This window comes from Pseudomonas sp. S2_H01 (genome assembly GCF_054668305.1).
This window is the reverse complement of record NZ_CP162756.1, coordinates 5,138,839-5,151,606: the sequence shown is the minus strand read 5'-3', so window position 1 is coordinate 5,151,606 and position 12,768 is coordinate 5,138,839. Positions and strand designations below refer to the sequence as shown.

The following is a 12,768-nucleotide window of genomic DNA, read 5'->3' as shown; positions in this document are numbered from 1 at the left end:
GAATGGCGCTTACCGCAAATTGGTCTTCGCCAGTTCCAGCACCTGATCCGCCTTGCCATTCATCACGGCCTTGAGCATGAACAGGCTGAACCCCTTGGCCTGCGCCAGTTTGATCTTCGGTGGCAGGCCCAATTCCTGTTTGGCGGTGACCACATCCACCAGCACAGGCCCCGGGTGTTCAAAGGCTTTTTTCAAGGCGTTGGGCAGGTCCGCCGAGTCCTCCACGCGGATGCCCAGAATGCCCGCGCCGATGGCGATGTTGGCAAAACTGGTGGCGTGCAGATCGGTGTCGTGTGGCACGTAACCGCTGGCCTGCATTTCCATGGCAACGAAACCCAGCGAGCTGTTGTTGAACACCACCATCTTGATCGGCAGGTTGAGCTGACGAATGCTCAGCAAGTCCCCCATCAGCATCGACAGGCCACCGTCACCGCACAGCGCCACCACCTGGCGTTGCGGGTGCGCAGCTTTCGCGCCCAGCGCCTGCGGCATGGCGTTGGCCATCGAGCCGTGGTTGAACGAGCCCAACAGTGAACGCTGGCCGTTCATGGTCAGGTAGCGCGCGGCCCACAGCGTCGGTGTGCCGACATCGACGGTGAAGATCGCGTCCGGGTCGGCGTAGGCATCGACCATGCGCGTCAGGTATTGCGGATGAATCGGCTCGCCGTGTGCCGACGGCGTGGCCAGCTCGTCGAGCTCTTCCCGGGCCTTGGCATAATGATCCAGCGCCTTGTCCAGGAACTTGCGGTCGGTATGAGTCTTGAGCCGTGGCAGCAGCGCGACGATGGTTTCGGCAATGCCGCCCGCCAACCCCAACGTCAGCGGCACACGCCGGCCGAGCGCTGCGGGGTCGATGTCGATTTGAATGATGTTGGCTTTTTCCGGGTAGAAATTGCGGTACGGAAAACCGCTGCCCAGGATGAGCAGCGTGTCGCAGGACAGCATCGCGTGGTAGCCAGAGCTGAAACCGATCAGACCGGTCATGCCGACATCGAAGGGGTTGGCGTATTCGATGTATTGCTTGCCACGCAGCGCATGGACCACGGGGGCCGACAGCTTTTCCGCCAGGGCCACCACCTGATCGTGAGCGTCGGCGCACCCGGCACCGGCCAGAATGGTCACGGCTTTTGATTGGCCGAGGAGGTCCACCAACCGTTGCAGATCGTGCTCAGTCGGAATGACATGCGGTGGCGTGTGATTGACCCACGCAGGTTTGGCGTCCGGCGCCTCGCTCAGGGCGACGTCGCCCGGAATCACGATCACTGCAACGCCACGCTGACTGATCGCCGCACGCATGGCGCGCTCAAGCACGCGGGGAAACTGCTCGGCACTGCTGACCGCTTCGACGAAGTGGCTGCATTCTTTGAACACATCCGTAGGATGGGTTTCCTGAAAGTAGTTCAGCCCGATCTCGGACGACGGGATTTGCGCAGCAATGGCCAGTACCGGGACGCGGCTGCGATGGCAGTCATAAAGGCCGTTGATCAGGTGCAGGTTGCCCGGACCACAGCTGCCGGCACACACCGCCAACTGGCCAGTGGTCGCCGCCTCGGCCCCGGCCGCAAACGCCGCAACTTCCTCATGCCGGGTGTGCATCCACTTGATCTTGCCCAAACGCTCCAGGCTGTCGGTCAGCCCGTTCAGGCTGTCGCCACTGACGCCCCAGATTTTCGAGACGCCTGCAGCGGCGAGGGTTTGCGCGAGGTAGTCGGCGATGGTTCTGCTGGACATGGGGCAGGTTCCTTGTCGAGTCAAAAGGTACGCACGATGCCAAAGCCGACATCGCGCGCCGTTTCAAATCGACCTGTAGCACCGGTCACAGTTCAGTGCTTGTCAGGATGTGCGCCTTGTGGGCAGCCGAATACGCAATGAACTGCACTGAACCTGTGGCAACGGGGGCCGCGTCAGGGCGGCGGCGAAGCCAGAGCACCATTCCCGCGCCATGCACAACATCTCACGCGCCACACACAACCCTTGTGGGAGCGAATTCATTCGCGATTGGCCGGTACAGACGAGACATCTCCATCGCCTTCCACATCCTTCGCGAATGAATTCGCTCCCACAGGGGTTCGTTCACGTATTTCTCACACCGGCGGCTGCGCCACGGCCTTGCTCGGTGCGGCGATCTGCACTTTCGGGTTGACCGCTGTGGCCGCAGGCGTCGCGTATTGCTGCTTGAGGTGGCCGTCCTGGTCCAGCAGCCAGGCGTCGAGGATCTGCCGCACGACGGGACCGGCCACGCGACCGCCCGCCTCGCCGTTCTCGATCATCACCGCGACGGCGATCTTCGGGTTGGCGGCGGGCGCAAAACCAACAAACAAGGCGTTGTCACGATGACGCTCCAGCGTCTTTTCACGGTTGTAGCGCTCGCCCTGCTTGATCGCCACCACCTGCGCGGTACCGCTCTTGCCGGCAATTCGGTATTGCGCGCCTTGCGCGGCGGCACGGGCGATGCCGCGCGGGTCGTGCATCACCGCTTGCATGCCGTTGTTCACCTGATCCCACTCACGAGGATCACGCAGAACGATGTTCGGCATCGGGTGCTCGTCGACCGGTGCGACCCCGCCGATTTCCTTGGCCAGGTGCGGCCGGTTCCATACGCCTTTGTTGGCAATCAACGTAGTGGCCTGCGCCAGTTGCAACGGCGTGACCTGCATATAACCCTGACCAATACCGAGAATGACGGTTTCGCCCGGGAACCACGCCTGACGCCGGGTAATGCGCTTCCACTCCTTGGACGGCATCAAGCCGGCGGATTCCTCGAACATGTCCAGCGAGACCTTCTGCCCGAGGCCGAACATGGTCAGGTAATCGTGCAGCCGGTCGATGCCCAGCTTGTGCGCCAGATCATAAAAGTACGTGTCGTTGGACCGCATGATCGCAGCGTTGAGGTCTACCCACCCGTCGCCGCTGTGGTTCCAGTTGCGGTATTTGTGATCGAAGTCCGGCAACTGGAAGTAACCCGGGTCGAACACCCGGGTCGATGGGGTGATGATGCCGCTGTCCAGACCGGCGATCGCCACTTCCGGCTTGATCGTCGAACCCGGCGCATACAACCCGCGCAGCACGCGGTTGAACAGCGGCCTGTCGACCGAATCGCGCAGCGCCGAGTACTCCTTGAAGCTGATTCCGGTCACGAAGAGATTGGGGTCGAAACTGGGTTTGCTGACCATCGCCAGCACCTCGCCGGTGGCCGGATCGATGGCCACCACCGAGCCGCGTCGATCACCGAGCGCTGCCTCAGCCGCTTCCTGCAACTTCACGTCCAGGCTTAGCGTGATGCTTTTACCGGCCACCGGATCGGTGTGTTTGAGGACCCGCAGAACCCGACCCTGCGCATTGGTTTCCACCTCTTCATAGCCCACGTGGCCATGAAGTTCGTTCTCATAGAACCGCTCGATGCCGGTCTTGCCGATTGATTGAGTGCCGCGGTATTCGACTTGATCCAGCTGAGAGGCTTCTTTTTCGTTGATACGCCCGACGTAGCCGATGGAGTGCGCAAAATGCTCGGCCAGCGGGTAATGCCGAACGAATTGCGCCTCGACGTCCAGCCCCGGCAACCGGAACTGGTTCACCGCCAGCAGCGCGATCTGCTCTTCGGTGAGTTCATAGAGCAGCGTGACCGGCACGAAACGGTGCGGCGAGTTCTTCATCGCCTTGTCGAAGATGATGCGGTCTTCGTCCGGCAGGCTGAGGATCTGCATCAGTGTGTCAATGACCGCGTGCCAGTCCCCTGCCCGTTCGCGGGTCATGGTCAGGTTGAAGCTGGGACGATTGTCGGCGAGAACCACACCGTTACGGTCGTAAATCAGCCCACGTTCCGGTGGAATGGGCAGCACGTGGACGCGGTTGTTTTCCGAGATGGTCGAGTGATAGGCGTATTCGGTGACCTGCAGGAAATACATCCGGCAGACCAGTGCAACGCTGAGGATGGCCACGAACAAGGCGCAGGCGATCAACCGCTTGTTGACCAGTCGCGTCTCTTTCTCATGGTCCTTGAGGGGTATGGGATCAGGCATTTCTACAGCTACTCGGTGAAGATATGAACGGCACAGACAGCGTCCGCTGAAGATTGTCTGGACGCAAATGGCGTGCACGATACCAAGAAGCGCCTTCTTTCATGGACCGAACTTCATGAAAATCCTGTCATGTTGGGGAAAAACGACCCAGGGCCGTCATCGCTGATGTGATCTCGCCAGGCCATCTTCATTGAAGAATTATTACTGCAATTCAATGCAATGCCCGACTGCCGATCAGTACAGATGATCGCCCCTGGAACGGATCAGATTGATCTCGTTTTTCACGCCCCTTCCATCAGCACACGAAACTCAGTAAATACCTGCTTCCAGGCAATCTTGAATATCTGTGCTGCAACAGGATCCGGATCAGCGCACACGTGGGCAAAAAACTCGACTATTACCAAATACGTAACAGTGATTTACGGATTCCACAGGATGCAACAGCCAGTAACACATCTATGATTGTGATTCGCGTGGAAAAGATGGCTGTCGGTAATGGTAGTGCCCCGCCTAGCGTGCGCCTTTCGCTCGCGGGCTCGCCAGAGACCTAATGTCACACCCGCCGCAAAGACGACCGCACGACACCTCGCGCTGTCGTGCAAAACCGTGAATGACACTTTTAACGCCGCCCGCCTTTGGACCGTGCCCGTCATGGCCCTTGGACGGGTGCGTTCGCAAGGAGCCCTGAATGACAGAGAAATCCAAAGGCTTCACCCGCCGGCAGTTGCTGAAGTCCTCAGCAGCGTCGCTGGCCGTGGGTGCTGCCGCTACGGCCAAGGCCGCCACCGTCGTCGGCGTGCCACAATGGGTGCCCTTCGACCACAACGGTCCGATGCACTACGACACACCAGGCTGGCAGTTCTTCAGTGCTGCCGAGGCCACGGCGGTCGAAGCCATTGTCGCGCGCCTGATTCCGGCCGATGAATTGAGCGTAAGCGGCAAAGACGCCGGTTGCGCGGTGTTCATCGACCGCCAGCTGGCCGGTGAATACGGCACGTTCAGCCGTCTGTACATGCAGGGCCCGTTCGAAAAAGGCACGCCGATGCAAGGCGATCAGTCGCAGTTCGTGCCCCGCGACCGCTACCGCCTTGGCCTGGCCGGGCTTGAGGCGTACTGCCAGAAGCAGTTCCAGAAGGGCTTCGCCGCCCTTGCCCCGGAAGAACAGGACAAGGTCCTTGTCGGCCTGGAAAAAGGCGAGATCGCCCTGGACGGCATCGACGCCAAGCTGTTCTTCCAGCAGATATTGGGCAACACCATGGAAGGCTTCTTCGCCGACCCGGTCTACGGCGGCAACCGCGACATGGTGTCGTGGAAGATGATTGGCTTCCCCGGTGCCCGCTACGACTACCGCGAGTACATCGGCCTGCACAACCAGAAGCTCGACCTCGTGCCGCTCTCCATCATCGGCAGCTCCGCCTGGACCAAGAAGGGTTAATTCGACATGGCCAAAAAACTACCTTCCACGGACGTCGTGGTTGTCGGGCTCGGCTGGGCCGGATCCATCATCGCCAATGAACTGGCTGACGAAAACCTGACGATCATCGGCTTCGAACGTGGGCCATGGCGCGACACCGCTGCGGACTTCAACATCGCCTCGGCGGCCGACGAATTGCGTTATTCCCGTCGCCAGGAACTGATGCTGAGGACCCGGCAAAACACCACGACCATTCGTAACAGCGTCACCGAGACAGCGCTACCCATGCGCGCCTGGGGTTCTTTCCACCCCGGCAACGGCACAGGCGGCGCGGGTAATCACTGGGCGGGCATCACCTTCCGCTTCCAGCCTCACGAATTCCATCTGGCCACGCACCTCAAGGAACGGTACGGCAAGGAACTGTCGCCGGAACTGACCCTGCAAGACTGGGGCACCGACTGGGAAGAAATGGAGCCGTTCTACACCAAGTTCGACCGCCTGGCAGGCGTCTCGGGCAAGGCCGGCAACATCAAGGGCGTGATTCAGGAAGGCGGCAACACCTTCGAGGGTGCGCGCTCCGAGGAGTACCCCAACCCGCCGACGAAACAGACCTACGCGCCGACACTGTTTGCCGAAGCCGCGAAAAACCTGGGTTACAAGCCGTTTCCGGTGCCATCGGCGCTGGTGTCCCAGCCTTACGTCAACTCGTTGGGCGTCGCGATGGGACCGTGCACCTATTGCGGCTTCTGCACCAACTACGGTTGCGCCAACTACTCCAAGGCCAGCGCCATCACCACCGTGTTGCCGGTGCTGATCCGCAAGCCGAATTTCACCGCGATGACCAACTGCGAAGTCCTGCGCGTGACCATGGACGGCAGCGGCAAACGCGCCACCGGTATCGTCTACATGGACGCCAATGGCGAAGAGTGGGAACAGCCTGCGGAGTTGGTGGTGATCAGCGCGTTCATCTTTGAAAACGTGCGCCTGATGTTGCTGTCCGGTGTCGGCCAACCGTACGACCCGGTCACCAACACCGGCACGACTGGCCGCAACTACGCGTACCAGACCGCCAACAGCGTGCGCATGTTCTTCGACGACAAGAACTTCAACCCGTTTATCGGTGGCGGCGCCATCGGCATGGGGATCGACGAGTTCAACAACGACAACTTCGACCATTCGGGCCTGGGCTTCGTCGGTGGCGGCAGCACGCGGGTCACGCCGATCGGCGCCGCGCCTATCGACTCGCGCCCCCTGCCACCCGGCACACCTGCCTGGGGTTCGGAATGGAAGAAGGCCACGGTCAAGAACTACGCCAGCACCATGTCCATCGGCTGTGAAGCCAGCAGCTATGCCACACGCACCAACTACCTGTCGCTGGACCCTACCTACAAGGATCCGCTGGGGCGTCCGCTGCTGCGCATCACCTTCGACTTCCCGGAAAACGACCGCAAGATGGCGGCGTATGTCACGGGCAAGGTCGGCGAAATCGCCAAGAGCATGAACCCGCGCCAGATGGTGCCGAGCGCCCAGACCGGCCACTGGAACAGTTCGCCCTATCAGTCTTCGCACATCGTCGGCGGCTTCATCATGGGCGCCGATCCGAAGAACAGCTCGGTCAACAAGTACCTGCAGGTCTGGGGCGTGCCGAACCTGTTCGTGGTCGGTTCCTCGGCCTTCCCGCAGAACCCTGGCTACAACCCGACCGGCACCGTCGCGGCGCTGGCCTTCAAAGCGGCGGACGCCATCCGCACCCGCTACCTCAAGCGTCCAGGGGAGATGATCACACTATGAAAACCCTTCTGACTGTTTGTGCGGGCGTCATCGGACTGTCCTTTTCAATCGCTCACGCCGCAACCGGTGCCGATTCCTACAACATCGTGGAAAAAGGCCGTTATCTGACCACCGTTGGCGACTGTACGGCGTGTCACACCAGGCCGGGCAAACCGCTGTTTTCCGGCGGCGTGATCCTCGACACGCCGTTCGGCAAGCTGGCGGGCGCCAACATCACGCCGGACCCGGTCAACGGCATCGGTCGCTGGAGCTTCGAAGACTTCCAGAACGCCATGTCCAAGGGCCACGGCCTGGACGGCAAACGCTTGTATGGCGCCATGCCGTTCACCGCGTACACCAAGGTCCTGCGTGAGGACAATCTGGCGATCTTCGCGTATCTGAAAACCGTCGACCCGGTGGACAACAAGGTCGAGACCAATCAGCTACCCTTCCCGTTCAACGTGCGCACCAGCCTGATCGGCTGGAACCTGATCAACTTCAAGGAAGGCGAATTCAAGGCCAATCCGCAGAAGTCCGAACAGTGGAACCGGGGCGCGTATCTGGTCGAAGGCCTGGGCCATTGCGGCACCTGCCACACGCCGAAAAACCTGATTGGCGGGGACAAGAATGACCAGTTCCTGACCGGCGCCAACCTGCAGAACTGGGTGGCGCCGAATATCACCTCGACCGGCCACGACGGGCTTGGCGCGTGGAGCGAGGACGACATCGTCAAGTACCTGAAGACTGGCGCCAACCGCTTCGACATCGCCTCCGGGCCGATGGCCGAAGAAGTCGAACACTCGTCGCAACACTGGACCGATCAGGACCTGATGGCCGTGGCGGTTTACCTGAAGGACGGCGCGAAGCCGGTGGAAGCGGCCAAGCCGGTTGCAGCGACCGATGCCTCGATGGTGGCAGGCAAGGCGATCTACGCCGACCGCTGCTCGGCGTGCCATACGCCCAATGGTGAAGGCGCGCCTAACCTGTTCCCGAAACTGGCGATGGCCCCGCTGATCAACAGCAACGACCCGTCGTCGCTGATCCGTGTGGTCCTGGCGGGCAGTCGCGCAGGCGCCACCGACGCGGCGCCTACCGCCCCGGCCATGCCGGCGTTCGGCTGGAACCTGTCAGACGATAACGTCGCTGACGTGCTGACCTACGTGCGCAACACTTGGGGCAACGCCGCGCCCGCGGTGTCCAGCGCCAGCGTGAAGGATGTGCGCGAGGCCTTGCGAGCGAAGTAACCGCGCCGCAACGGTTCACAGGCTGTTGGCGACATGAAATGCCCGGCCTCAGAGATGAGGTCGGGCATTTTTTAGCGTCATTAAAACGTGCATCGAAATACGTGATCGGCACTGCGTAAAAACCTGTAGGAGCGCGCTTGCCCGCGATTGCGGTGAGCCAGGAACAGCCTCGTAGCCAGACCTACTGCACTCGCGGGCAAGCGCGCTCCTACCCATTAACGCGCCACCGCAACACTTGTACGATGTCTTATCACAAGGTATTACTAGCGCGCCCGTAAGAAAAACAATCAACGGAGAACGCTACATGGACTCAACGCTTTCTGACCTGCCCGGCAACGACGGTCGCAGACGTTTCCTGAAAAAATCCCTGGCTGTTTCGGCCACCCTCGCCGCCGCTGGCAGCATCACCCTGCCCCGCATCGCCAGCGCAGTGGAACCGCTTAGCCAGCGTTATCCGGACCCTCTGATTCACATCCTCGACGACAGCTTTCTGGAACTGCGCGTGTTCAACGCCGGGGTCGAAAAGCTCGCCACCGGCATGCGCTGGGCGGAAGGCCCGGTGTGGGTCGGCGACGGACGCTATCTGCTGGTCAGCGACATCCCCAACAACCGCATCATGCGTTGGGACGAGATCACCGACACCTTCACGGTGTATCGCCAGAACTCAAACTTCTCCAACGGCATGTGCCGTGATCGCCAAGGGCGTTTGATCGTGTGTGAGGGGTCGACCACTACCAGCGAAGGTCGTCGGATCACCCGCACCGAGCCCAACGGCAGGATCACCGTGCTGGCGGACAGCTTTGACGGCAAACCCTTCAACTCGCCGAACGACATCGTCTGCAAGCGCGACGGCTCGATCTGGTTCACCGATCCGCCTTTCCAGACCGGCAACAACTACGAAGGGCACAAGATCACGCCGACGCAGCCTCATGCCGTGTACCGGATCGATGGTCAGAGCGGCAAGGTCACCCGGGTCATCGACGACATGAAAGGCCCGAACGGCCTGTGCTTTTCGCCGGACGAGAAAACCCTGTATGTGGTCGAGGGCCGTGCGACGCCCAATCGCCTGATCTGGGCCATCACAGTGAGCGAAGACGGCTCCCTGGGCGCCCGACGCAAGCACATTGAAGGGCTGGATTTTGCCGCCATCGACGGCATGAAATGCGACGAAGCCGGCAACCTGTGGTGCGGTTGGGGCGGCAACGGCGACCCGAAAGCCGACCTGGAGAAGCTCGACGGTGTGCGGGTGTTCAACCCGCAAGGCAAGGCGATCGGGCATATTTCCCTGCCTGAACGCTGCCCGAACCTGTGCTTTGGCGGACGCGAAGGCAACCGGTTGTTCATGGCCAGCAGCCACTCGATCTACTCGCTGTTCGTCAACACGCGGGGCGCCACTTTCGAATGAGGGTGAACGCCGCCCCATAGCCGTTTGGCTCAGGGGCAAAGAAAAAAGGGCAGCCGGTTTACACCGCTGCCCCTCTTCATGAATCACCCAGCTGACCTTTCCAGTCAACCCCTCAAGCCATTTCAGCCTTGGCCATCGCGATCTTGGTCTTGACCTCTTGCTCAGCGATCTGCTGCTTTTGCTTCTGCAAATCGGCCACTTTCTTGTCGACCGCCGCCTGCTGCTCCGGCGACATGCCGTCGTACTCTTCCTTGCTCACACCGGTCAGTTGCTGACGCACCTTCTCGGCATCGGTCTGGTTCATGTACGCCAAAAACTGCTCTTTGGCCGACGAAGTCGCCGACGCACCGGAATCGCTGCTATCCACCGCAGCCATTTCGTTGTCGACGGTTTTGGTGACGCTGTCCGTCGCCGCGATTTGCTTATCAGCGCTGGACGAAAACGCAGCCGCAGCGGCCGCTTTGTCGTCATCCGACACTGAAGCGGTGGTGTTGGCCATGGCCGCCTTGAGGTTCACCATCATTTTGGCGAAAGACTCGTTGTAGCCCTGATCAGTGCTGCTTGCGGTCGAACTGTCGTTACTGCCGGCAATCGCCGCGACAGGCGCAGACGCCCCTGCCATCGCGCTGACGGTGTACGCATCCTTCTCCGTTGGGTCGAAGTGCGTGTGGGCCACGGCTTTCGACGCAAAGTGCTGGATGGCACTGTTACCGATGATCATCTTTCACCTCCTTATCCAGGTTATCGATGTATCACAGGTCACAGCAAAACCGGTGCCACATGCCGTTACATATGACGCAAGCCCCGTCCTGCAAGGCCTCCGACCTTGTCTGTCCGCCAACCGGAGCGGCAATACCGGCCCCGATTTGCCGTCGGCGGCAGCCGCTCGCCGCAGGGTCACTCCGCGCGTCTCTCATTCAAGGAACGCTTTCACCGTCTGGTCGACCTTTTTCATTTCGCAGACCGGTGCCATGTGCCCGCAATCGTTGTCCAGCACCAGCAGTTTTGTGGTGCGTTTCTGGGCGGCCAGGGCTTTGGAGGGCGCCGGATCGACCAGACGATCCGGCTCGGAGGTGATGATGAGCATCCGGGCCTTGATCTTGCGGGACAAGGTTGCCATGTCGCCGTCCCGCACCAGATCAAAGGTGGTCATGGCCTGCAATTGTCGATACCAGTCAACCGCGCTGAAATTCTGGCTGGTTTGCGTGCCATGGAGGCGGTCTTCCGTGGGGCGCCTGGCCGCCACGGTTTTCGCCGCGGCATGCTCCGGCGTCCACAGCGACTCGGTGTGCAGCGCGGCAAGGTTTTTGAAGGGCGTGCCCGGCAGGTAATTTCCGCCGTTCCACCCTGGATTGCGCTCGATGGCGGTCAACTCGGCGTTCCAGATCTGCAGATCGTTGGCCGTCGGTTGCGGCGTGCCGACGATGGTCACGATGTTGCTGGCGTAATCGGGGTACATCACGGCCCATTGCAACGCCTGCATGCCGCCCATCGAAATGCCGACGATGGCATGGACGTGATCGATGCCCAAGGTCAATGCCAGCAACCGATGTTGTGCCTTGACCATGTCGCGAATCCCGAACTGAGGGAACTTCAGGCGCGGGTCGGTCTTGCTGTTGGAAGGCGAACACGACACGCCATTGCCCACCGCATCCAGCGCGACGACGTACCAGCGATCGGTGTCGATGAGCTTGCCAGGGCCGATCATGTCGACCTGATCCGCCGTCCGTCCGGTGAGCCAGGTCGGCACCAGCACCACATTGCTCTGGTCAGCCGCCAGCGTGCCGTAGGTGCGATAGCCGATCGAGCATTGTTTGACCTTGCCGCCAACCATCGTCAGTGAGCCGATACTCGCCAGTTGTTGTTCAGACGCGATGGACACACAGGCACTCGTCACCGCCAGCAGCGCGCAGAGCGTCTGGCCCGTCATTCGAAACAGATTCATGGCCTTCCCCCAAGAAGATCAGACGTCAATAATGCGGCCGAGGAAAACCATGTACGTCACAGACCATGCCGTCGTGCTGCAGGCTCAGCGTAGACGGTTGTAGCGCGGGGAATGAAAGAAGGGATGAACTGCCGTGTTCGCGCGTTACACCGGCGATTGTGAATCGGGGTCTTCAGCCTGCAACTGCAAGCCCCAGTCACGCAACGACGCGACCACCGGCCCGACCGCTCTCCCCTTGACGGTCAGCAGGTATTCCAGCCGTGGCGGGTGCTGTTCGTACAGCCGGCGCTCGATCAACCCGTGGGCTTCAAGCGCTTTGAGCCGCGTCGACAACGTGCTGGGCGCGCACCCCTTGAGCGAGTCCTGCAGGTCTTGAAAACGTCGCGTGGGGTTGCGCAGCAGATCACGCAGGATAAGGATCACCCACCGCTCCCCGATCACCTCCAGCGCGGTAATCACCGGGCAAAAGGCGTAGGTCGGCATGGCCTTGAAGTCTGTTTTCTTGGTAGGGATGTCTGACATGGGCAGGAGTCTAGCAAGGGCATACGGCACTGGAAAGCGCCCATTCCCGAGGTCAATCCGAGCCGTGCAAGCAATCGACGTGCGTTTCACTGGGCAGCACGACACCACCACGATTGCGCGTACCAGCGCTCGCCATCGAACTCGATCCCGCTTAGCGTGAAGCCCTCTCTGGCCATCGCCGAAACCGTCGCGTCGTAGAGTTCTGGCAGTAACAACGCGCCCGCCCCGTAGACCGGTCGCAGGCTCGCCACGTTGGAATGCCGGTTCAGCGATTCGCACACGCGGTGGGCGATGGTCAGGTCGCCGAGGATGGCTGCGGTGCGTTTTGCAGGCACCGACTGGAGTGCAACGCCTTTGCTGCGTCGAGGGGTGATGACAAATTGCATGGTGGGGTTGCTCGATTAACTGTACGTATATACAGTTAACGCAACAGGGCGCGCAGGGTCAAC

At 61.0% G+C, this 12,768-nt stretch carries 10 protein-coding genes; 4 read left to right on the top strand and 6 right to left on the bottom strand.

The features are described from left to right. Positions 1 to 9: 9 nt before the first annotated feature. Entirely contained in the window at positions 10 to 1,731 is a 1,722-nt protein-coding gene (gene poxB, locus AB4N84_RS22885) for a ubiquinone-dependent pyruvate dehydrogenase (RefSeq protein ID WP_460043313.1), read from the bottom strand. Positions 1,732 to 2,084: 353 nt separating this feature from the next. Continuing rightward, positions 2,085 to 4,019, bottom strand: coding sequence for a penicillin-binding protein 2 (gene mrdA, locus AB4N84_RS22880; protein ID WP_460043312.1), 1,935 nt, complete (start codon positions 4,017 to 4,019; stop codon positions 2,085 to 2,087). Between the two features lie 688 nt (positions 4,020 to 4,707). Here mrdA and AB4N84_RS22875 point away from each other — a divergent pair. The 4 genes from AB4N84_RS22875 (at position 4,708) to AB4N84_RS22860 (ending at position 9,852) form a co-directional block, all read left to right on the top strand. Continuing rightward, positions 4,708 to 5,454, top strand: coding sequence for a gluconate 2-dehydrogenase subunit 3 family protein (locus tag AB4N84_RS22875; protein ID WP_460043310.1), 747 nt, complete (start codon positions 4,708 to 4,710; stop codon positions 5,452 to 5,454). Positions 5,455 to 5,460: 6 nt separating this feature from the next. Continuing rightward, positions 5,461 to 7,224, top strand: a complete 1,764-nt coding sequence (locus tag AB4N84_RS22870) for a GMC family oxidoreductase (protein ID WP_460043308.1) — start codon at positions 5,461 to 5,463, stop codon at positions 7,222 to 7,224. Next, on the top strand, positions 7,221 to 8,447 hold the full coding sequence (locus AB4N84_RS22865) for a c-type cytochrome (RefSeq protein WP_460043307.1): 1,227 nt from the start codon (positions 7,221 to 7,223) through the stop codon (positions 8,445 to 8,447). The genes AB4N84_RS22870 and AB4N84_RS22865 overlap by 4 nt, the downstream gene beginning before the upstream one ends. Before the next feature lie 304 nt (positions 8,448 to 8,751). Then, positions 8,752 to 9,852 carry an SMP-30/gluconolactonase/LRE family protein gene (locus AB4N84_RS22860; RefSeq protein WP_074749801.1) on the top strand — a complete coding sequence of 367 codons (1,101 nt, stop codon included), beginning with the start codon at positions 8,752 to 8,754 and terminating at the stop codon, positions 9,850 to 9,852. Positions 9,853 to 9,964: 112 nt separating this feature from the next. Here AB4N84_RS22860 and AB4N84_RS22855 read toward each other — a convergent pair whose 3' ends face one another. The 4 genes from AB4N84_RS22855 to AB4N84_RS22840 all read right to left on the bottom strand — a co-directional run bounded on the left by AB4N84_RS22855 (position 9,965) and on the right by AB4N84_RS22840 (position 12,705). Next, positions 9,965 to 10,573: a hypothetical protein gene (locus AB4N84_RS22855; protein WP_460043305.1), complete on the bottom strand. Its 609-nt coding sequence runs from the start codon at positions 10,571 to 10,573 to the stop codon at positions 9,965 to 9,967. Between the two features lie 192 nt (positions 10,574 to 10,765). Then, a complete protein-coding gene (locus tag AB4N84_RS22850; RefSeq protein WP_460043303.1) occupies positions 10,766 to 11,797 on the bottom strand; it encodes an alpha/beta fold hydrolase in 1,032 nt (343 codons plus the stop codon). A 144-nt stretch (positions 11,798 to 11,941) separates the two neighbouring features. Next, the gene (locus tag AB4N84_RS22845) at positions 11,942 to 12,319 is read right to left on the bottom strand and encodes a winged helix-turn-helix transcriptional regulator (protein ID WP_074749794.1); all 378 of its coding nucleotides are present in this window, start codon (positions 12,317 to 12,319) and stop codon (positions 11,942 to 11,944) included. An 86-nt stretch (positions 12,320 to 12,405) separates the two neighbouring features. Continuing rightward, a complete protein-coding gene (locus AB4N84_RS22840; protein WP_074749792.1) occupies positions 12,406 to 12,705 on the bottom strand; it encodes a hypothetical protein in 300 nt (99 codons plus the stop codon). Between the last annotated feature and the right edge of the window lie 63 nt (positions 12,706 to 12,768).

What these genes read in the sequence shown, in the direction of transcription:
- poxB (WP_460043313.1), bottom strand. Translation starts at nt 1,731, where the DNA reads ATGTCCAGCAGAACCATCGCCGACTACCTCGCGCAAACCCTCGCCGCT.
- mrdA (WP_460043312.1), bottom strand. Translation starts at nt 4,019, where the DNA reads ATGCCTGATCCCATACCCCTCAAGGACCATGAGAAAGAGACGCGACTG.
- AB4N84_RS22875 (WP_460043310.1), top strand. Translation starts at nt 4,708, where the DNA reads ATGACAGAGAAATCCAAAGGCTTCACCCGCCGGCAGTTGCTGAAGTCC.
- AB4N84_RS22870 (WP_460043308.1), top strand. Translation starts at nt 5,461, where the DNA reads ATGGCCAAAAAACTACCTTCCACGGACGTCGTGGTTGTCGGGCTCGGC.
- AB4N84_RS22865 (WP_460043307.1), top strand. Translation starts at nt 7,221, where the DNA reads ATGAAAACCCTTCTGACTGTTTGTGCGGGCGTCATCGGACTGTCCTTT.
- AB4N84_RS22860 (WP_074749801.1), top strand. Translation starts at nt 8,752, where the DNA reads ATGGACTCAACGCTTTCTGACCTGCCCGGCAACGACGGTCGCAGACGT.
- AB4N84_RS22855 (WP_460043305.1), bottom strand. Translation starts at nt 10,573, where the DNA reads ATGATCATCGGTAACAGTGCCATCCAGCACTTTGCGTCGAAAGCCGTG.
- AB4N84_RS22850 (WP_460043303.1), bottom strand. Translation starts at nt 11,797, where the DNA reads ATGAATCTGTTTCGAATGACGGGCCAGACGCTCTGCGCGCTGCTGGCG.
- AB4N84_RS22845 (WP_074749794.1), bottom strand. Translation starts at nt 12,319, where the DNA reads ATGTCAGACATCCCTACCAAGAAAACAGACTTCAAGGCCATGCCGACC.
- AB4N84_RS22840 (WP_074749792.1), bottom strand. Translation starts at nt 12,705, where the DNA reads ATGCAATTTGTCATCACCCCTCGACGCAGCAAAGGCGTTGCACTCCAG.